Source organism: Brevundimonas phoenicis (assembly GCF_047237745.1).
In the GTDB taxonomy this organism is placed as follows: domain Bacteria; phylum Pseudomonadota; class Alphaproteobacteria; order Caulobacterales; family Caulobacteraceae; genus Brevundimonas.
Genome location: NZ_JBDFLN010000001.1, coordinates 1971166 through 1991302, shown reverse-complemented (window position 1 = coordinate 1991302; position 20137 = coordinate 1971166). Strand labels below are relative to the sequence as shown.

The window sequence follows — 20137 nt, the reverse complement described above, 5'->3', positions numbered from 1 at the left end:
ATGACCAACCCGAACAGGGTTGAGAAGGCGGAAGAGGAAGCGGTTGCGTGGCATGCCCGCTTCGGCGCGACCTCCATCGACTCCGGCGCCATCGAGGAGTTTCTCGAATGGCGGTCAAAACCCGGCAACGCCGACGCCTATCGTCGCGTCGATCGCGTCTGGCGCGAAAGCCAGGGCCTGGGCTCCGATCCGGCCATCGCAGAGGCGCTGGACGGCGCGCGTCATCGCGCCCGCCGCAGCGGCTTGGGCGGACGGTCTGTCCTGATCGGGGGGCTGGTGGGCGTGACCGCCTTGCTCCTCATCGCAGGGGCCTGGCTGTGGAGCGGACGGGGCGCGTTTGCGACCGATGTCGGCGAGCAGCGCGTGATCCGGCTCGCCGACGGCTCCAAGGTCAATCTGGACACCGATTCCCACATCCGGGTGCGGTTCACGAATGGGGAGCGGCGGATCGATCTTGATCATGGCCAGGCGCTTTTTGATGTGGCGCCGGCGCCCGAGCGGCCCTTCGTCGTCTATGCTGGCGATGCGCGCGTCACCGCAGTGGGCACGGTGTTCGACGTCCGCAGGGCAGGGGAAGCGGTCAGCGTGACGCTCGTCTCGGGGGTGATCGACGTCGCGGCGCCGGAGATGGCGACCGGCGAGCGCCGCATGGCGGCAGGCCAGCAGACCAGGGTCTCGGGCAGCGCGATCTCGACCCGGGTGGTCGACGTCGCCGCCGAGACCAGTTGGACCTCTGGACGGCTTATCTTCTCCGACATCCCGCTGGAGCAGGCCGTCTCCGAGATGAACCGCTATCTGACAGACAAGATCGAGCTGGACGATCCCGGCATCCGGACCGTGGCGATCAACGGCGTCTTCCTGGTCGGAGACCGCGACGCCTTCGTCTCGGCAGCCTCGGATGGTTTGGGCCTGAAGTCCGTTCCCAAGGCGGACGGGTCCGTCGGATTGGTCCGCCGCGGAAATTAATTGGTTTCGGCTCCGGGGTAGGCCGGGGTCTCGTTGGTCTCTTTCTTCGACGCCAGAGGGGGCGTTGGAGGAAACCTGTCTATGAGCCGTTCGAGTCTTCTATCCGGCGTCGCCGCGGTCGCCTGCCTCTTCTCCGCCGGGACGCCCGCCTGCGCCCAGTCCGCGCGCGATTTCGACATACCCGCAGGACCGATGCGCGACGCTCTGACGGCCTTCGGCGCCCAGTCCGGCCAGCAGATATTCTTTACCTCGGACGTTGTCGCGGGCCGGCGCTCGCCCGGCGTCAACGGAAGGATGCAACCCGAGGCGGCCCTGAGCCGTCTGCTGCTCGACAGCGGCCTGACCTGGTCCCAGAGGCGAGCCGGCGTCTTCGTGGTGCAGAGGACGGCTCGGGCGACAAGCGACGAAGTCACCGTCCTGGACGAGGTGGTCGTCACGGGCACCCTGCTGCGTTCTTCCGGCGAACTGGCGTCGCCGGTGCAGATCATGGACCGGGATGAGCTCGACAGCCGGGGGCGGGGCACCGTCGCGGAAGCGCTTACGGACCTGCCGCAGAACTACGCCGGCAGCGGAACGCCCGGCGCGCTGTTGACCGGCGCGGATCGCGGCGGCTCGAACGGGGTGGTCGCGACGGGGATCAATCTGCGAGGTCTGGGGGCCGACGCCACGCTCGTCCTGGTCAACGGCCGTCGATTGGCCGGCACGGGGTTCAGGGGCGAATTCGCCGATGTTTCGGCGCTGCCCTCCGCCGCTGTAGAGCGGGTGGACATCCTTCTCGACGGCGCATCGGCTCTTTATGGCTCGGACGCTGTCGGCGGCGTGGTGAACATCATCATGCGGCGGTCCTTCGACGGCCAGGAAAGCGCGGTGCGGCTGTCCGCCGCCCAAGGCGGCATGGAAACCGCCCAGGCTTCGCATATCGCCGGACGGTCCTGGTCGAGTGGCAGCGCCTTGCTGTCGTATGAGTATCAGCACCAGAACGCCGTCAACTCGCGGGACCGGCCCTATACGCTCGACGGGGACCTTCGTCCCTTCGGCGGGTCGGATTGGCGGTCGCTTTTCAGTGCGCCTGGCAACATCGTCGCATACGACGCAGCGAGCGCGAGCTACGTCTCGCAATTCGCGATCCGTCCCGGGCCGTCGAGCTCGGCGATCGCGCCGACGGATTTTGCGGCAGGCGAAACAAACCTGCAGTCGAACTCTCTGGGGGTGGACCTCATCCCGCAGCTGGAAAGGCACAGCGCCTATGGGCGAATCCGGCAATCCGTTGGCGAACGTTTGGATCTTTCGGCCGACGTGCGCTTCAGCCGCCGCGCCTATGAGTTCGCCAATGTTCCCGGCGCCAGCGTCTTCACGGTGACGCGCGCCAACCCCTTCTTCGTCTCCCCGACCGGCGCGGATTCCCACCTTCTCGCCTATTCCTTCTCGGGCGACCAGGGCCCGTCGCGGCAGGTGGGATCGTCTCGTAGTCTCGGGCTCACTGCGGGCGCCGTGTTCGACCTCGGTTCAGGCTGGTCACTCGATGGGTACCTGGCCCACGCTGAAGAACGCGGCGAAGCGGCCATCCGAGGGCAGATCAACACCCAGTTCCTTCAAGAAGCGCTCGGGAACACGCCGGACGATCCGGAAACCGACTATTCGACCTCGGTCGACGGCTTCTTCAATCCGTTCGGCGCGGGTGCCGCCAACGCCCCTCGCGTCCTGGATTTCATCAGCGCGGGCTATTCCAGCAATCTGGACCGCAGCGCGGCCAGTTCCGTCAATCTGCTGCTGAGCGGAACGCCGCTGACCCTGCCCGGCGGCGCGCTTGGTATCGCCGTGGGCGCCCAGGTGCGGCGCGAGAGCTTCAAGACCCAGTCGACGACGTTCCTGTCCACTCTCGCGCCCGTCGTACGTCTCACGCCGGGTCACGACCGTCTGATCGCTGCCGTCTTCGGCGAGGCGCGCATTCCCCTGATCGGACCCGGCAACGCACGGCCGGGCGTTCGGTCTCTTGAAGTGTCGATCGCCGGACGCGTGGAGGATTACGAAGACTTTGGGCGGACCTCGAACCCCAAGGTCGGCGCGATCTGGTCGCCCATCCCTGATCTGACGCTGAGAGGATCATGGGGAACGTCGTTCCGCGCGCCGGGCCTGACCCAGTTGAATGACGCCTCCAGCGCCGGCGCTTCGCTCGTTCCCCGACCTGATGGAACACGTATGCTTTCCATCTATCTGTCGGGCGGCAATCCCGATCTGACCCCCGAAACCGCTGAAACCTGGACCCTGGGCTTCAACTACAGCCCCCCAGGCGGCCTAATGTTGAGCGCGAGTTATTTCGACACGCGGTTCGACAATCAGATCGCCCGTCCGACGACCGGCAACCTGGCCAACGTCCTCATCGATCCCGCCTTGTCGCCCTTTGTTCGACGGGTGGATCCGGCGAACGACGCCGCCGATCTGGCGCTTGTTCGCAGCTACACCACCGCGCCGGGCTTCGGCGCGGGCAGCCTGTTCCCGCCGACCACCTACGGCGCCATTATCGACGGGCGATGGATCAACACCGCATCGGTCGCGGTCCGCGGCCTTGACCTTCAGGCCGCCTATCCCATGCGTTTCGGCGGCCATACCCTGCGATGGGATGCGTCGGCGTCATGGCTTCTGGACTATGACAGTCGGATGACCTCCGCCTCGCCTGTTCAGGGCTTGCTCGATCAGGTCGGCTACCCGGTTTCTCTCAGAAGCCGGGCAGGCTTCACCTGGTCGCGGGGCGACTGGACCATGAACGCTCACTGGGTTCACGTTTCGGATTACGCCGATCAGGACGGCCGGCCGATCGACGCCTGGAACACTGCGGACGTCAGACTGACTTGGAGCCCGACCAACGGTTCTCTGGAGCGACTGCGCGCATCGCTCGGAATCCAGAACCTCTTTGACGCCGATCCGCCCTTTCACGACGGCCGGACCGGTTACGGCTTCGACGCCGGCCAAGCCAATCTGCTCGGCAGGGTCGTTTCGCTGCAGTTGACGCGGCGCTGGTGATGTCGAACCGTTCGACCGGCTTTGCCCTGTGGATCTGGGCCGCGTGGGCTTGCGTGTTGGCGAACGCCCTGCTGATCGCTCCGACGATCGCCCAGGACCGCTCGCTGACGATCGACGACGTCCTAAGCATGGAGTCCTTCGGCGACGCCTCCCTTTCGCCGGATGGTCGCTGGCTTGTCTATGAACGAAGACGCGCCTTTGACAGCGCGCCGCGTTTCGATCGCGGCCATCGGTCCGTCTGGGCTGCGACCGACCTGTTCTTCGTCGACCTTCATGGCGCGACCGAACCCACGCAGTGGATTCCCAATATCGAAAACGAAGGCGTGGTGATGGGGGCTTGGTCGCCCTCCGGAGCCCAGCTTCTCGTCTATCGCGTCGGGACCCATCGGATGGAAGCCGGCGTTCTGGACGTGAAAACGCGCACCGTCCTTTGGACCGGCCTTACCCCCGACATGCCGCTCACCGGAAGCGGAGCGGAATGGCGAGACGACCACCGCTTGCTCCTGACGATCCGGCCTGTCGGCGGCATGCCCTGGATGCTGGAGCGCGACGGCGCCAGTCAGGCCGCCAGTCGACAGCTTTGGCGTGATGCCGCCGAGGGCAGGGTTCCTTCCGCCACGCGCATCGACACCTGGGGCGGAATCGCGACTACGGCGAAGGAGAAGCCGCTCCAGCGGCTTATGGAGATCGACGTCCGCTCAGGTGAAGTCCGTCAGATAGCTGAGGCACCCATCCTGGATATGGCGGCCGCCCCCGACGGAAGAACAATTGCGCTGCTGGTTTCGGGGGAGGGGGTTTCCATCGGAGCTGGACCCGCACGGGCGTACGAAATGAAACACCGCACGCGTCTGCGTCTGCTCGATGCGGCGACAGCATCGGTTATCGCCGCCCCGAAGGAAGACATCGCCCTGCATCTTCTAAGGTGGACGGCCGGTTCCGACGCGGTCCTGGTATGGGGACGAGACGACGGCGCTGCATGGGAGCAGGGCGGTCTGCGGCGTGTCGGTCGGAACGGGTCGGTGTCTCGGTTCAGGTCCGACGGCCTGTCGCCTATGGCCGCCGGGTCGGCGATCGACGAACTCAGGGGCGTGCAAGCGGATTGGCTGGGCGAGGCGCCGGTGCTCCGAGCCCGCCGAAACGGCCGGTTCGATTGGTTCATGCTCTCGCTCGACGCCCCGGCGAGAGCTCTCACGTCCGGCATCCCCGGCCCGGTCGGCGATCTGGCGGCGGCGGGAGAGGATCAACTGCTGATCTTCGGGGCCGGCGCCTTGTGGCGTGTGAATGAGAGCGGCGCAGAGCCGCTGACCTCGCCGGGCGGACAGGTCTCCAATGCCGCCTCCGTCAGCGGCATGCAGGCGCTGCGATTGCGGTTGAATGCAGCCCCCAAGCGCGACTGGGCCTTGGCCCGCACGGACTCTCACCGTGTGGATGTCTTGGGCGGGGAAGGCGTGCGGCGCAGCTTCGGCATAGAGCCGCTGGCGGAAGGCTCGATGATCGCGGCGGCGTCGCAAGACGTGATCGTTCGCCTTCTCCGGCATCAAGGCTCGGAGGCGTTGTGGCTGAGCAGCGGGCGGGGAACGCGACGGATCGACGAGACAAACCCCGAGTTCGCGACACTTGCTTTTTCTCGAGCCGTCGCCGTGGCCCATTCAGACCGTTTCGGCCGCCCTACGCAAAGCTGGCTCACCCTGCCGGCGGGCGATGCGCAGCGGATTCCGCGCGGTCTGGTCGTGTCGATCTATCCAGGATCATCGGACAGCGGCGCGTACATCGACCCGCGAGTATTGCTGTACGGCGTTCGACCCGCCTTCCTGGCGGAGCAGGGCTACGCCGTTCTTTCCCCCGCAATCCCAGTCGAGTCCGGCGAAGCTTTGGTTCCTGACCAGTTGCTGAAGAGCGTGGAGCTGGCCGTAGACGCAGCCCTGACCGCCCACCCGACCTTGCCGTCGGACCGCGTCGCGATCCTGGGCCACAGCTTCGGGGGGACGGCGGCGTTGACGCTCGCCTCGTCAACTCGCAGATTCAGATCCTATATCGCCTGGTCGGCGGGGACCGACTTCGCCGGGAAATGGGGCGAGTTCGATCCCATTGCACGGATCCGTCCCGAGGAAGGCCTTAGCCTCCAGGCGCAGATGGGCTGGGTCGAGACTGGTCAGGGGCAAACGAAAGCGACGCCCTGGGAGGCCCCGGAGAGATTCGCGGCCCTCAGTCCCTATTCGACGGCGTGGCGAATTCAGGATCCCGTGCTGTTGATCTCGGCCGACCGGGATTTCGTTCCGCTCTCGCAGTCCGAGCGCATCTTCACGACCCTGCACCGCACCGGCGTTCGGTCCCGGATGATCACCTATTGGGGGGAGGGGCACTTCAACTGGAGCCCGGCGAATATCCGCGACCTCTACCAACAGATCATCGACTGGTTGAACGAGACCTTGGCGTCACCTGACGGCCAATCGTGCTTCCCACGTCCGAACCCACGCCTCGATGACGACGGCTGTCATGATCTCGCCGACGCGCCCTCGCCAGATCAAGCTGTCCTCGGTAAGCAGAGCCTCGACCGTCTCCCGAACGATCAGGCCTTCGCTGGCGAGTCGACCGTCCAGAAGCCAGGGCCTTATCACGTTGAGGCTCATGGCGAGGCGTCGTCCATAGTAGGCTGTCATTTCTCCCTTGGACCTGCGCTCGGCGATTTCGGGAGTCAGCCGATCGCGAAATGTCTCTCGAGCCAAGGCCCGGTCCCGGCGCCCTAGCGTAAGTTGTTCCGCGCTGAGCGCGAGGCAGGTCTCGACGACAGGCTGAGCCAGAAGCGGATGGACGAGTTCGACTGTCTGGGACTGAAGCGAGGGACCGCTGAAAGTGACCCCGTTGATGACGCCGGCGATTTGATACCGCTTCGCGGGGCCGAGATCCGAGGCGGCGTCCAGCCACGGGTGGATAGACGGCGTAACGTCGCCAGAGGCAAAGGAGACGGAGCGGCCGAGCCGCGGCCTGTCGGGACCGTCGAGCCGTGCGGCGGCGATGAGGGACCAAACCGAGCATCCATTCCATCGTGCCAAGTTGGGTAAAGAGGAGGAAAGCGCGGCGCGCCAGCCGCGTCGCCGCCAAATGTCGCAGAATACGTCAGCGCCCGCGCCTTGAATGAAGACGGCGTCGCCTCCCTTGCCCGTCAGAAGGACGTTTGAGCCGCCCTGTTTCAAGACCCGCGCCCATATCGCATCATTGGGAGCGTCCATACTGTTGAATCCGGGGCGAAGACCTGGCGTGAGGCCCAAAAGCATGCGCTCCGTCAGCGGGCCGGGCGCCCGAGGGAGCGTCGTCAGGGCAACGCCGAGTTTGGCCGCCATGGCGTGGGCGTAGGCTCTCTCATCTCCGCCCGGCTCTTCGCCGAAAGCGTGGAGCCACGCGCCGGCGTCGCGCCCGCTTGCGCGCAGACTTGAACCCACTATGGCGGAGTCGAGGCCTCCGGATAGCTCGGCCGCGAGTCGGCCGTCGCACGCCAGCGCATGGACGGCCTCGTCCACGGCGTCCCTAAGCGCCGCGCTTGCGGCCTTGTCGGGGATGACGTCCTCATCGCTCGCACGCGCAAAGATGTCCGGACGCCAAGACGAGACCGGAGGAACGGACGAGGGAAACGGCTGCACGGCGCCAGGCGGCAGAACCGTGGGACCATCGATCATCGTTTCCCACCAAGCACCCAACGGGTCCTGAAGCGCGCGCCCCACCCGATCGAATGCAATTCGCCAATCCGGCCGGGTCAGGCTGACAAGCCACTCGGGCAGATCCGAAGAGACGACGACGAGATCGCGCCACTCCCAGGCGATGCACTCCAAGGCGCCGGAAGGGTCGCGAAGAAGCCCCGCGATCCGCCCGTTTGGCTCCACGCGGAGTCCGACATAACGGCCCCAGAAGCGCCGCATGATCGATTGCTCGCAGGCGTGATCGTCGGACCCCGTGATGAAGCGGGAAAGCGGGCCCTGACGACGGTCGAAAACGTCTCCGATTAACGTCCAGAGGCCAGCCTTAACGACGCGAGGGGGCCTCGGCCCTCCACACGCCAGCCACCCGGACCGGCCCATGGGCCTATGCGGTAAACCATGCGCCTGGGCGGCCTGAAGGAGCATCATCGCCTGCGCTCGCGCTCGCGGCGTCGTCCCCCCGGTGACGCATAGATAGTCCATGTCACACCGTCAGGATGGGGCTGAAGCCGCGCACGCGATCGAGGTCGTCGGCAAGGAGGACATCGTCGATCTGCAGCCAGCAATGGGCGAGGAACGGCCATGTCCGTACGCCGAACACCCAATCCGCAACGATGCCCTCCCGCGCTAACAGCCGTCGCAAAGCGAAGCTGCGCTTCAAGCACTGCCCAGGAGAGGGAACCCACGGCAAGGTGCTATAAAAGGCTGCGATGACCTCGGCGACCCGCGAGGATGCGGGCTGGTCGCGGCGAAGCGGTTCGCTGCGAATGAGCCTATCCAGGGGGCTGACCTCAAATCGCCGGCCAGCGGCTAGAATGAGGACCGCGGTCTGTACGGCCGAACCGAAAGGGGCGTGGGGCTCAGGTTGGAGCGCGCGCACAGGCGGTGGGGCGCGGCGCCGCCGCGTCGCCGGTCGATCAGGCGCGATCAAGCCGGTCGCGAGCAATTCGGCCTGGTAATCGGGATGCGCAGCCACAGCATCGGGAGCGTGATCTACGGGGCGCAGTATCTCGGCCCCGCCGACGAGGCAGCTATAGGCATCCGAAGCTACCTTCAGAACGACCACATCGTTTCCGCGCCAAGCCAAGTGAACATCTTGCGCGAGCCACATGGTGTCTGTCGTTTTGTCGACCATGACAAAAGAGCGGGCGGCCGTTGTCGGCCGCCCGTCTCCATCAACCCATCGGCACTCGGCTCGGCTGCAAAGTGAACTCGATGTAATCGCCATCGATATCCTGCAGGGTCAGAGCCTTGGCGCTGCCGAAGCTGACGAGGCGCAGTTTGAGCTTGGTCATTTCAGTCACTCCCTGGTTGATCGCTAAAGACGTAGCCCAGAGAGTAAGCGCCCTAGACGTCGGTACTCAAAACTATATTTGTCGTATATTTCATCGCCCGGGTTGGGGACGTGCGAGCGTAAGTTCCGCGACGCCCTTCTCGAGCCAACGCGCCGCCATCTCCTGACGCTCGTTTTCCGCCAGCAGATCATCATACATGGCGCACACGGCCAAAATGACGGCGCGACCGTCCAGCTTCGCGATCCCATCGCCCAGAAGGCCGTTGAGGCGCTTGCCGCCGATGGTCAAGGCCGTGACCAGCTTGTTGTCGGCGCTGCGCCAGGCCAGCTCAGGCGAGCCGATGGCGACCGCCATGATGACGGCGTGGGGATCGCTGCGCGTGGCCGCCGCAAAGCGATGGATGTAGTCGATATTGAGCCGGCTCCCGCCCGCCTCGAAACGCTCATAGGTGCGAAGCGGCATGTGCATCGCCTTTGCCACGGCGCGGGCAGTCATGCCGCGGTGGCGACGCACCAGCTTGAGGGCTCGGGACAGCACGTCGTTGTCGCGCTGGGGCTGCCTGCGCATGGAATCCATGGCTGCCTTCCTTTTGCTGACGATCACTGGCCCTCACCGTAACGATGTTCTTCGTCGGGTCCAAAAAAGGCGACCCGTCGATAACGGGCGGTGAGGCCGACGATGTCCGGCGGGTTCGCATCGGACGAGCTTGCAACGTGTTGGCGAACAAGCTTCGCCGCGCGTTATCGCGGCGCTTCTGTGGTTGGAGGGCGCCATGGCCAAGAAGCGGGATCCCTTCCTAAGGGCGTTGGATGTGATCCGGACCAACATGCTGAAGGGCGTTTATCCGCCTGCGCAGCCAATCGTGATCGCGGACGAAGCGCGCCGGTTGGGTCTGTCAACGACACCGATCCGTGAGGCGCTTTCCTGCCTTTGCGGAGAGGGTCTGGTCGAGCGAGGGCCGTGCGGCGGGTTCGTTGCGCCGCGCTTTGACGCAGGCACCCTGCGCGATCGCTACGAATTTCGTCTGACGTGCCTGCTGGCGGCGCTCGATCTCACTGCTGACCTTCCAGGATATCGGCGGCGCTCGCGAACGGACGCCACGGCGGCGCCGGATCTCCAGAGGATTTTCGAGGATGTCGTGCGGCGCTCGGGAAATGCCGTGCTTCTTGCCGCCTATCAGCGTGTCGGCGTGCAGTTGCGGCAGGTCCTGGAGGCCGAGCGAATCGTCTTCATCGACGTCGATATCGAGGCGGATCGCATAAAAGTCCTGGCGGATGAAGGCGCGCCCCAAGCGTTCTGCGAAGCACTGCGAACCCATCACCATCGCCGTATTCGGGCGGCGCCCCATATCGCGGCGGAAATCGCCCGGCGCGGCGCTGCGTCAGCCCACGGCTTAGACGAAGTTCCCTTGGCTTCGCCAACAGGGGAGCCGTGCTGAATTTGAGCGGCGCCGCGCGCGGCCGACTGGCGGGGGATCATCCCAACTGACTTTCAAGCGGCGGCCGCAAGGAGGGGGCATGCGCGAAGCGGGGAGCGATGGTTATCGCCCGGAATGGGGCGATCGAGAGGGTTATGACCGGATGGTCGCGCTCGACCTGGCCGGGTGGGCTTGGGAAGCGCTCCGGCGTCGACCTGATGACGCCGGTCGTATCCTGCCGGTGAAGGCGAACCGACAGCTCGGGCGCTTCCCGACGATCCGGCTCATCGAGACCCCGGCCGTGGATGAACGGGGGGTCTGGGGATGGCGATTTCCTCGGGGCGCGGTCCCCGCTCGTCTTCTGGCGCGCCGACCTCCACCCCGCGGTTCTTCCCGTCCGGGCAGCGCCTGTGGCCGACGCCGACCCCGACGCTTTTCGACTTGATCGTCTGCCCTGTCGTGCGGTTATCCGACGCCTTGGCGACGGGCGCGAACAGATCATCATCGGCGGCGGGACGCATTCGATCCGCCTCGAGGTGCGGGCCGGCACCCTGCTCGAAGGACCTGTCCGGCTGACCTATGATCTCGCCGGCTTCGCCGATATCGACATCCGCCTTCAGGCGCTCGGCCAGTTCGTCGCCCTGCATCGCCTCAACCGACTGCCGTCCGGCCTCTTTCGCACCGAGCCGCGGGCGAGGCGGTGGGCGATGGCCTTGCAGGCCTGGGACGGCGGGCGAGCCGGCGCGAGCCAGCGCGAGATCGCTGTCGCCCTGTTCGGCGGGGCGCGCGTCGCCGCGGATTGGGCGGCGGGCGACCACATGCGCAAACGGGTGGCGCGGCTCGTCAGAACAGGCGACCGGCTCGTCGCCGGCGCCGGACCCGGAATGCTTCGGCGCGAGACCTCCTGATCGACTATTGCGAGAACATGGTTACGTTGTGGAGGCGGCCTGAGATATGGACCTCGTTGCTGAGCGTGCGCGTGATCGTATCGGCCTCATCGAGCGCGCGCAGCACTTCGTCTAGGCGCGAGGGCAAGGCGATCTCGCATACTTTCTTCCGGTTTCCGTTCGATCCGATCAGCGAGAAGGAAACCGAGCGGCCCTAGATTCGATAGCGGCGCGCGACGCCGGCGCAGGCCGGCTCCCACCAGACCGAGGCCTCGCCGCCGCTGATCGCGAACCCTACAGGCTCGTCGAGAGAGCGTCCGTCGATCGCGGCCACGCGCCATTCGCCTGCACGTTTGTACGGCCTGCGCCCGCAAAGGGGAGGGCGGCGACAGCGGAAGCTGTGGCGATCACGGCGAACGAAAGTTATTCGTTCTTATTGCAAGCCGTGGTCGCCGCGCCCCAGCTGCGGATCGCCGACCTGACCGTCTTCAAGGTGGTTGGTTTTGAAGCCGACCAACCGGCCGTCATCCTGGGCCGCGACGTATTCGCCGGCCGACGTTTCGTGATCGATCATCTCGGTGGCCGTGTCCTAATCGCCGATCCGGTTGCGGCAGGAATGGGAGACGCGAAATGACCTTGTCGCATTGGTCCCTGATCGGCTGCGCTTTGGCCGCGCCCTTGATCGAGGTCGCCCGGTTGGGGCGCAGGCCGAGGCTATGCCGAGCGACTGCTGGGCACCGCAATCGCCAATGGCGCCGTCATCCCGTTCGCTTGGCCGCCGCCAGCAGCGGATCGAACAATTGCTGCCAGAGGCGACGGCGGTCGATCGGAATGTCTGCGCGGAGCCCCATTCCCGGCTGAAGCGCGCGGCGTTCGCCGTAGGCGGTGACATATTCTCGGTCGAGCGAGACGCGGACCTCGTAGACGGGCGCGGTCTGTTCGATCAGGAACGCCGCCTCGCCCGGTCTCGTTACGGTTCTGGCGATCTCGACGATCCGCCCTTCGACAAATCCAAATCGCTGGAAAGGGAAGGCCTCGACCTGAAGGCGAGCGACCTGGCCGACCTCTAGGAAACCCGCAGCGCGCGTCGGCACCAGCAACCGCGCTTCCAGGGGAGAGCCTTCGGGCGCGATGGAGAGGAGGGGAACCTCGCCGGACGGCAGCATGCCGACTCGGGCCTGTACGGCCGAGATCGTGCCCGCGACCGGAGCCCTGAGGACATGGCCGCGCGCCACTTCAAGTTCGGCGCGACGTTGCGCCAGGCTGGATCGGTCCCGAGCGATCGCGGCGAGGTCCTCGGCCTCCCTTGCAGGAATAGCAGCCATCTGACCTTGAAGATCAGCCGCGGCGCGGTCGAGCTCCGACAAACGGCTGTCGATGTCGGCCACCGCCAGGCGTTCCGCCAGAACGGCGCGGCGCCGGGCGTCGACCTGGGCGCGGGGCGCATAGCCCTGAGCCTGGAGTTGTGAAAGTCGCTCTGCGTCGGCTTCGGACAGCGCGAGCGCTTCAACCTGGACGCGGCGCTGGCTTTCCAGGATCGCTCGGCTTCTGCGGTGAGCGGCGATCTGATCGGCGAGTCGTCGCCGGTCGTCCGCATACCCCTGGGCCACAGCCGCGCGGCGACTTTCGAGCGATGCTTCCTGGTGTCCGGTTTCGGCCAGCTGGACATCGAGCATGGGGCCCTGGCCGATGCTGGCGATATCCGAGGTGAACTCGATCAGGGGCGCGCCCTCGGCGACCGCCTGGCCGTCGCGGACCAGTACGCGAGCGATCCGGCCCGACTGGACGGTGCGCACCTGCACGACGCCGGCCTCGGGGATGAGAAAGCCGGGAACCGTCTCCTTTCGGGTGTATCGGCCGAAAATGAGGGTCGTCGCCAGCACCGCGCAGAGCAGGGTCAGGACGACCGTCCAGATCATGAGGGACGGGGGCTGGGCCAGACGGACTTCGCCCCAGAGCCTCAGGCGTTTGGCTTCAATCGCTTCGTTGCGAAACAGGCTCATTGGTCGGCCATCAGGCTGGCGGCGACCGGCACCCGCGCGCGGTTCGCGTCGGTGACCTCCGTGATCGCGCCCTTGTCGACCAGAAAGACGCGATCGGCGCCCCGAACCGCCGCGTCCCGGTGCGCCACCATGATGCGCGTGATCTTGAGGTCCGCCAACGTGGCCATCACCTGTCGTTCAAGCTCGGGATCGAGGTTGGCCGTGCCCTCGTCCATGAAAAGAATGGCGGGGTCTTTATAGAGCGCGCGCGCCAGCAGGAGGCGCTGTTTCTGGCCGCCGGAGAGAATCGAACCCATGTCCCCGATCAGGCTGTGATAGCCCATGGGCGTCCGCATGACGTCGTCATGGACATGGGCAAGGCGGCAGACCCGTTCGACCTTGTCCATATCGATATGGGCGTCGAAGAAGCCGACGTTGTCGGCGATGGTGCCGGACAGGAGTTGGTCGTCCTGCATGACGACGCCCAGCCGGTCTCGAACAGCGCGTAGTCCCAAGGCCCGCATGGGGTGACCGTCAATCAGCACGTCCCCTTCGGTCGGTTCGTAGATGCCGATCAACAGCTTGAGAAGGGTCGATTTGCCGCCGCCCGATGGGCCGACGAAGGCGACCGCCTCGCCGGGCCGTATCGAGAACGCCGCGCCATCCAGCACCCAGGGGTCGTACTGGCCATAGCGAAACCGCAGGCAACGCACTTCCAGGCCGCCCAAAAGCGGCTTGGAGAGCTGTGCAGGACCGTCGAGCCCACGCTCCGCTTCCGCGTGAACGATATCGGAGAGGCGTTCGAGGTGAAGCCCCAGCATACGGAGGGTGAAAAAGGCGCCGATCAGGCTGCTGACCCGACTGGAAAACTGTCCAGCGTAACTCTGGAAGGCGAAAAACATGCCCAGAGTCATGTGACCGTCGAGGACCTGGAGGGCGCCGAAGTAGAGCATGGCGAGACCGTGGAGGGTCTGCCAGATGCCGAGACCCGACCCACCCCAGAGGCCGAAGGCGCCTTGTCTGAAGGCGACGTTCTGTTGTTCTGCGACGGCGTTCTGCCACAGGCCGTGCCGCTCGGCCTCGCGACCGCCGATCTTGATCGCGCGGGCGGCGCGGACGGTCTCCAGAAAGACGCTGTCAGTCCTGGCCGAGAGGTTCAACTGCTCGTCGGCGAAACGACGCACGGTTGGAAAGGCCGCCATCCTGACCAGGAAGATCACGACGAGATTGATCAGAACGAGACCGGCGAGGATGGGCGAATAGAGGACCATGACGATCGCCACCGGCAGGACCATCACGGCGTCCAGCACCACGCCGACCAGGCCGCCGGTCAAAAAGGACTGTGCAGGCCCGAGAGATCCGAACCGGGAGAGGACGTCGCCCACATGGCGACGCTCGAAAAAGTCCGTGGGCAGCCGAAGAAGATGCTTGAGCAAATTGCCGGACAACTGGATCGATAGGCGCTGCCCGGCGTGGAGTTGAATGAAGCCGCGCAACGTCTCAACCGCGGTCGAGACCAGGGCCAGTGCGCCGAACCCGACGACGATGGCCACCAGAAGGTCGCGGTCGGCGCGGCCGATGACGTCGTCGATCACGAGCTGGCTGGCAAGCGGCGATATGAGGCCGATGCCCTGGAGCAGCAGCGTCAGGAGGAAGACCTGCAACAGGAACGGCTTGAAGCCGGACAAGCGGCTCCACAGATCTCCCAGTCGGACCTTGTCGACGCGCGATTTCTTCTCGAAGTCCGGAGACGGCGTCAGTTCGAGGGCGACGCCGGTGAAGTGTTTTGACACCTCGTCCAGCGGCAGCTTGCGTTCTCCGCGTGCGGGATCGGCGATCCAGGCATGTCGCTTGTCGACCCGGCGCAGAACGACGAAATGATCGAGACTCCAGTGCAGGACGGCCGGCGTCTCGAGCAATGCAAGCTCGTCCAGCTCGCACCGGACCGGCCGTGCCGTAAATCCCAGGGCGTCGGCGATCGATACGAGGCTCTTCAGACTGCTTCCGCCCAGCGAAATCGGAAAGCGGCGACGCAGCTCCGGCAGCGTTTCCCTGCGACCATGAGCGGCCGCCACCATCGCGAGGCAGGCCAGGCCGCATTCGGCCGCCTCGGATTGCAGGACAAGTGTTTTACCGAACGGATGCTGCAACGCCGTCCCTTCTGCACTGAACCGGTGAGAACCGCTTGCGCCCCATTGCGAGGGTCATTGAAGGCCCGACGGCGCGCCATGTCGAGGACCCGCGTTATTCTTTCTATTGTGACCGTTCGCCGCTCTCTGACCGCGAGCATTGATCGCCGCCTCGATCCATTTGATCGGCTGCGTCCAGGTCGAGCGACGGCGCTTGCTCCTCGGATTTGCGCGGAAAGAAGCGGCGCTCGTATTCCCACCACAGGGTTCCTGTCGGTACGTCCGGACGACCGAACCGGGTTCCCATTGCTCGTCGCGCCACCTTCCAGACGACGAAGGCGATCACGCCCAGAACCACGAGGGCTGATAGTTCACGCACCACATTCAGGGCGTTCATCCGGCCATCCCCGATCCCGCGCCGTGTGTTTCGTCGCATATCGGCAGGCTTGGAAGACCGTCGATGCCGATGAGGCCCTCACCGCCATAAACGAGAGGCACGGCTTCGGGGGCGAACGTTTCCGCGATCGGACCTGCCTCAGCTGCGCTTCTGGGCCAGTAGCCATCGACGGCGGTGGGACGGACCCTGTTCAACAGGTCTGCCGACGGCATATGCGTCCGCAAACGCGTCATTGCGAAGAGGCGCTGGTCCGGAGTTTGTCCGATGCAAACCGGTTCGGTGCGGACAAAAGCATCGGTCAGCAGGGCGATGGGCAGCCCGCGCGCGATAAAGAAGGCGCGTTGCCGTTCCGCGCGGCGCTGCGTTTCTGCGGTGGCCTTCAGTCCCGCCGCTTCGGCCGCGCTCACGAGGGCGAAATCGGTGTGATGAAGGAGCACGACCGACCGATCCTTCACGGATACGGCAGGCGCTGGAAGAAAAAGAAAGTGAGCGCAGGCTGACGCGCAAATATCGACGACGTCCAGACGTAGGTTTCGGGCGGTCATCTGTTCCGAGAGTCTGATCGCATCGACACCTGAGCCGCCCGGACTGGAAACCCGGATCGACCTGGTGTCGTCGTCGATCAGGGCGATCGCCCTGTCGACCGCATCGGGCGTCAACTGCCCGCAAACCTCGATCGTTCCGCCGTCGATCTTTCTTGCGCCAGGGGCGCAACGGGGCGGCTCTTCAACTTCCGTCGATCGGGCGCACCCCGCCAGAGCGGAGATCGCTAGGGCCAGGCACGGGCCGAATAGGAACGCTGGCCAATCCAGCCCTAGTGACAATCTCATCGCTGGATATTCTGCAAGGACGGGATTTGATCCAGCCCCCTGTCCTTTACGAAGTCATTGAGCATGTCGCGGGCGCCATCACGGAGAAATTGGTAGGACTCCCCGATTCCGGTCCGGAAGCCAGCGCTGGTCGGAGTGACGTTTACGCCTGTGGAGACGTCTTCCTGCTGCTCCATGCTCACGCCCAAGCCGCGCCCGACCCCGACGCCGCCGCCGACATAGACGTCGCGGCCTCCCACGCCGACTTCACCGTAAAAGGCGCCGGTCGTATAAGAACCGAAAAAGACGTTCTGATTTCCGCCATCTAATTTTCGTTGCGCGGTAACGACTATATCGTCCACCCGCGTTGCGGGTTCGTCTCCACTTCCGCCATGGATGTATTCACATTCATCCATTGTCAGTGTTCGCATTATCAGCCTCCCGATGATTATGCTCGCCATTTGAGCTACTTATTATTCAATTTCAGCGGCGAACGTTGTCAAGCTGTGGGTGGGGAGTTCTACGACCCAGGGTTGCGACATTGTGTCCCTATCGAGGCCTGAAGAAGGCTTGCGCGTGGACGGTGCTTGACTGATCTGCAGCGAGCCGGTCGCTTTGAGGCGCGGCGAAATCATGCGCGGCAAGCTCCGGATGCCGTCGCCTCATCGGGATTGGGGTGCGAAAACTTGTAGTTCGCGACGTCAGAAACGATGCGCAGACGGGTATTGGGCGAAAATTCCGGTCAATCCGTGAAGATCGCTCCATACGCTGACGCTTATGCTTGGCCGGCGGCGACACGCCGCGCGCCGTCGACCGGCGACCGAAAGGAGGGGCATGCGCGAAGCGCGGACCTTTTGCTGTCCTCCCGCTTGGAAAGAGCGCGACGCCTACGATCGGATGCTCGAGCTCGACCTGGCGGGATGGACTTGGGAGGCGCTGCCTCGTCGGCCCGACGACGCGGGCCGCATCCTTCCGCTTGTCGGGACCCGGCTGATGCGGCGCTCTCCGACCCGACGCGTGATCGAGACCCAGGCCGAAGACGGACCGGAGATTTGAGGGCTGGCGATTTCCGCGGGCGCCGGTCGCCAGCGTCGGTCTTCTGGCGCGCCGATTTCGACCCGGCCGCCTTGACCGTGCGCGCCGCGCCCGTCGCGGCGGCCGATGGCGACGCCTTCCGACTGGACCGACTGCCGTGCCGGGCGACCGTCCGGCGTCTCGGCGGCGAACGGGAGCAGATCATCATCGGCGAAGGTGTTCGGTCCATCCGGATCGAAGTGAGGGAAGGCAGCGTGCTGAGCGGTCCGGTCCGACTGGCCTACGACCTCGCGGGGTTCGTGGACCTCGATATCGGACTGCGTGTGCTCGGTCAGTTCGAAGCCCTCCACCGGGTCGACCGACTGTTGCCCACGCTCTTCCGGGGGGAACCACGGGCGCACCGTTGGGCGATGGCCCTTCGGGCCTGGGACGGTCGGCGAAACGGCGCCGAGCCAGCGCGAGATCGCCATCGCCCTGTTCGGTCCTGATCTGGTTACCACAGACTGGTCGACGGACGACGACATGAGGAAGCGCATTGTCCGCCTGCTCCGAACCGGGGAGCGACTGATCGCCGCAGCGGGGCCGGAGTTGCTTCGCCGCACCGCGCCGTGAAGCGGACGGGACTTGCCGTCGGGCGGCTGGGCTTTGTGTCGCGCCCCGCGCACGATCCGCTACTGCGGGTTGTGGTCGCCAACGCAAGGTTGTCACAGGAGTGTGAACAGCGTTTGGATTGCGGCGTTACGTGAACTCTGCTGAGCTTCGAACGGCAGCGCTGCCCGACGCAACCATCCCTTACATGGAGTCACGATTGATGCGTGCATTGTCCTATTGCGAACTCGACCTTGTCGTCGGCGGCCAATCCAGCGGCCAGACCGGCGGCCAAACCCCGGCGCCCAGCTCGCCGCCTTCGAATAACAATGGCCAGACGACCACCACCACCACCCACAACAATACGCGCGGGGGCCAGGTGAACTATAACATCAACCAAACGCCCACAGGTGTGACCGGATCGGTCGGGGGCAGTTACAGCTGGAGCCGGTCGGAAACGACGGTTACCGTCGTCACGACGCCGAACTTCCCTCGCGGCAATGAGCGCGGCCCGGCGGCCGATCTGGAAGGGCTTTATTGAGCTTCGGGCGCGGCGGCGGACTCCTTATCCGCCGCCGCGCGTTCACAGTGCAGGACATGGTGCGACCAACCCTTCTTTCCGGACTGGCGCTCGCCGCGCTTTCGGCAGGCTGCCAGCATCCCGCCTGGGCTGCGCAGGCGAATGCTGAAACGGACTTCGTTCAGGCCCGTTCAGCCGTCGCCGCCATCGCGGCGGGCCAGGTGACATGCAGCTACCCCGGCGACTCCGTCGTTCGTTTCATCGGGGAAAGCGGGCCGTCGCTAACCTCCTGCGTCCAACGTTTCGCCGGGCGGAGCGGGATGACCCTGATCCTCAGTTCACCGGGCGGCGACGCCGCGGATGCGATCCGGGCAGCCGAACTCATGGCCGGGCGCGATTGGACCGTGATCGTTCGCGGCATGTGCTCCTCCAGCTGCGCGAACTATCTGCTGCCCGTCGCCGCGCGCATCGAGGTTGAGCCTTATTCGGCGGTTCTGCTGCACGGAGCGCCCTACGATGAGGAGGGCGTCTATCAATGGTTCCTTCCGGGCGTTCTCGAACGCCAGCGGGCGGCGAACCCGGATGTCAGCGAAGCGATGGTCGATCAAGCGCGGCGCTTCACCCGTGAACAGGCGCGTCTTCTCGTCGAGCGGCACAAGGCGTTCGCGGGTCGGAGGATCGTAGATTCAGGCTGGTACGATCTTTCCGCCTTCCCGCAGCCCGAGGGCGGGTTCGGCGGACGCACCTTCGCCATAGTCGACCCTGATTTTCTACGATCCAGTCTGCCCAACCTCGAGATCGGGCGCTTCTGGTTTCCAACGTCCGCTGCGGAACGGGACGCCCTGGCTGAAGTAATCGAAGGAACGCGCATCATTTATCGCGCTGGGTACGAACCCACGGGATGATTTGGGCGAAGAATAGAGCGGCGCACATTGGCGGCTTGTTGTTCTGAAGTCGCTGTATTTACCTCATTAATTCCAGGAGAATGAACATGCGTGCACTCGATTGTCTCGAACTCGATCAGGTCGTCGGCGGCCAGTCGAGCGCGACCTCGGCAAACCAGAACGGGCCGGGGACGACCACCACCACGACCGGCAGCTCGCGCACCGTCACCGTCGGCGCTGACGCGACTATCGGCTCCGACGGCTCGATCTCCGGGGGGCGCGTTTATGTGTCGGTCGCCTGGGGCGATGGGCCGTCGACCGGCGGCAGCGGAGGAGGCGGCGGACGGAGCGCGCCGATGGGCGGCGGCTCGGGCATCGTCAGCATGCCCGTTATCGAGATTAACAGGCCCTCGGACGGCGCACGGCAAACTCAACCCGCGGCGGATCTCGCCGGCCTCTACTGAGCAAGACGGCGGGGCGGGCGATCAGGCGCCCGACCCGCCATCGTTCGGAAT

General features: G+C 65.4%; 19 protein-coding genes and 1 pseudogene. 12 read left to right on the top strand and 8 right to left on the bottom strand.

What is annotated here, in order from left to right:
• The 3 genes and pseudogenes from ABC419_RS09870 to ABC419_RS09860 form a co-directional block, all read left to right on the top strand.
• On the top strand, positions 1–966 hold the full coding sequence (locus tag ABC419_RS09870) for a FecR family protein (protein ID WP_200165158.1): 966 nt from the start codon (positions 1–3) through the stop codon (positions 964–966).
• An 81-nt stretch (positions 967–1047) separates the two neighbouring features.
• Positions 1048–3987, top strand: coding sequence for a TonB-dependent receptor (locus ABC419_RS09865; RefSeq protein WP_200165157.1), 2940 nt, complete (start codon positions 1048–1050; stop codon positions 3985–3987).
• Positions 3987–6410 (top strand): annotated as a pseudogene (locus ABC419_RS09860) (alpha/beta hydrolase family protein); the annotation flags it as partial. The gene ABC419_RS09865 and the pseudogene ABC419_RS09860, both read left to right, overlap by 1 nt.
• 12 nt (positions 6411–6422) lie before the next feature.
• Here the strand turns inward: ABC419_RS09860 and ABC419_RS09855 are convergent.
• From ABC419_RS09855 to ABC419_RS09845, 3 genes are all read right to left on the bottom strand, one after another.
• On the bottom strand, positions 6423–7661 hold the full coding sequence (locus ABC419_RS09855) for an asparagine synthase-related protein (RefSeq protein ID WP_409450012.1): 1239 nt from the start codon (positions 7659–7661) through the stop codon (positions 6423–6425).
• Positions 7662–8163: 502 nt separating this feature from the next.
• Positions 8164–8814, bottom strand: coding sequence for a lasso peptide biosynthesis B2 protein (locus ABC419_RS09850; protein ID WP_200165155.1), 651 nt, complete (start codon positions 8812–8814; stop codon positions 8164–8166).
• A 250-nt stretch (positions 8815–9064) separates the two neighbouring features.
• Positions 9065–9550 (bottom strand): helix-turn-helix domain-containing protein, encoded by a 486-nt coding sequence (locus tag ABC419_RS09845; protein WP_200165154.1) that lies wholly within the window; start codon positions 9548–9550, stop codon positions 9065–9067.
• A gap of 196 nt (positions 9551–9746) precedes the next feature.
• Between ABC419_RS09845 and ABC419_RS09840 the strand changes: the two genes are divergently transcribed.
• From ABC419_RS09840 to ABC419_RS09830, 3 genes are all read left to right on the top strand, one after another.
• Positions 9747–10412 carry a GntR family transcriptional regulator gene (locus ABC419_RS09840; RefSeq protein WP_412877592.1) on the top strand — a complete coding sequence of 222 codons (666 nt, stop codon included), beginning with the start codon at positions 9747–9749 and terminating at the stop codon, positions 10410–10412.
• Between the two features lie 389 nt (positions 10413–10801).
• Complete coding sequence (locus tag ABC419_RS09835; protein ID WP_200165152.1) at positions 10802–11299, top strand: DUF2285 domain-containing protein; 498 nt, start codon at positions 10802–10804, stop codon at positions 11297–11299.
• Positions 11300–11678: 379 nt separating this feature from the next.
• Entirely contained in the window at positions 11679–11912 is a 234-nt protein-coding gene (locus ABC419_RS09830) for a hypothetical protein (RefSeq protein ID WP_200165151.1), read from the top strand.
• A gap of 124 nt (positions 11913–12036) precedes the next feature.
• On the opposite strand, the gene ABC419_RS09825 is transcribed toward ABC419_RS09830, so the two are convergent.
• The 5 genes from ABC419_RS09825 to ABC419_RS09805 all read right to left on the bottom strand — a co-directional run bounded on the left by ABC419_RS09825 (position 12037) and on the right by ABC419_RS09805 (position 17026).
• On the bottom strand, positions 12037–13161 hold the full coding sequence (locus ABC419_RS09825; protein WP_412877593.1) for an HlyD family secretion protein: 1125 nt from the start codon (positions 13159–13161) through the stop codon (positions 12037–12039).
• A 116-nt stretch (positions 13162–13277) separates the two neighbouring features.
• The gene (locus ABC419_RS09820) at positions 13278–15410 is read right to left on the bottom strand and encodes a peptidase domain-containing ABC transporter (protein ID WP_200216566.1); all 2133 of its coding nucleotides are present in this window, start codon (positions 15408–15410) and stop codon (positions 13278–13280) included.
• 103 nt (positions 15411–15513) lie between these two features.
• Positions 15514–15786, bottom strand: coding sequence for a hypothetical protein (locus ABC419_RS09815; protein WP_234288052.1), 273 nt, complete (start codon positions 15784–15786; stop codon positions 15514–15516).
• Complete coding sequence (locus ABC419_RS09810) at positions 15783–16445, bottom strand: hypothetical protein (protein WP_234288051.1); 663 nt, start codon at positions 16443–16445, stop codon at positions 15783–15785. Before ABC419_RS09810 ends, ABC419_RS09815 begins: the two co-directional genes overlap by 4 nt.
• A 167-nt stretch (positions 16446–16612) precedes the next feature.
• Positions 16613–17026 carry a hypothetical protein gene (locus ABC419_RS09805; RefSeq protein ID WP_200165146.1) on the bottom strand — a complete coding sequence of 138 codons (414 nt, stop codon included), beginning with the start codon at positions 17024–17026 and terminating at the stop codon, positions 16613–16615.
• A 403-nt stretch (positions 17027–17429) separates the two neighbouring features.
• On the opposite strand from ABC419_RS09805, the gene ABC419_RS09800 reads away from it, so the two are divergent.
• The 6 genes from ABC419_RS09800 to ABC419_RS09775 all read left to right on the top strand — a co-directional run bounded on the left by ABC419_RS09800 (position 17430) and on the right by ABC419_RS09775 (position 20086).
• The gene (locus ABC419_RS09800; RefSeq protein ID WP_412878174.1) at positions 17430–17651 is read left to right on the top strand and encodes a hypothetical protein; all 222 of its coding nucleotides are present in this window, start codon (positions 17430–17432) and stop codon (positions 17649–17651) included.
• Positions 17648–18118, top strand: a complete 471-nt coding sequence (locus tag ABC419_RS09795; RefSeq protein ID WP_234288056.1) for a hypothetical protein — start codon at positions 17648–17650, stop codon at positions 18116–18118. Before ABC419_RS09800 ends, ABC419_RS09795 begins: the two co-directional genes overlap by 4 nt.
• The gene (locus tag ABC419_RS09790; RefSeq protein ID WP_312218065.1) at positions 18093–18242 is read left to right on the top strand and encodes a hypothetical protein; all 150 of its coding nucleotides are present in this window, start codon (positions 18093–18095) and stop codon (positions 18240–18242) included. The genes ABC419_RS09795 and ABC419_RS09790 overlap by 26 nt, the downstream gene beginning before the upstream one ends.
• Positions 18243–18441: 199 nt before the next feature.
• The gene (locus ABC419_RS09785; protein WP_200165145.1) at positions 18442–18759 is read left to right on the top strand and encodes a hypothetical protein; all 318 of its coding nucleotides are present in this window, start codon (positions 18442–18444) and stop codon (positions 18757–18759) included.
• Positions 18756–19643, top strand: a complete 888-nt coding sequence (locus ABC419_RS09780; protein WP_234288050.1) for a hypothetical protein — start codon at positions 18756–18758, stop codon at positions 19641–19643. The genes ABC419_RS09785 and ABC419_RS09780 overlap by 4 nt, the downstream gene beginning before the upstream one ends.
• An 86-nt stretch (positions 19644–19729) precedes the next feature.
• Entirely contained in the window at positions 19730–20086 is a 357-nt protein-coding gene (locus ABC419_RS09775; protein ID WP_234288049.1) for a hypothetical protein, read from the top strand.
• Positions 20087–20137: the final 51 nt, after the last annotated feature.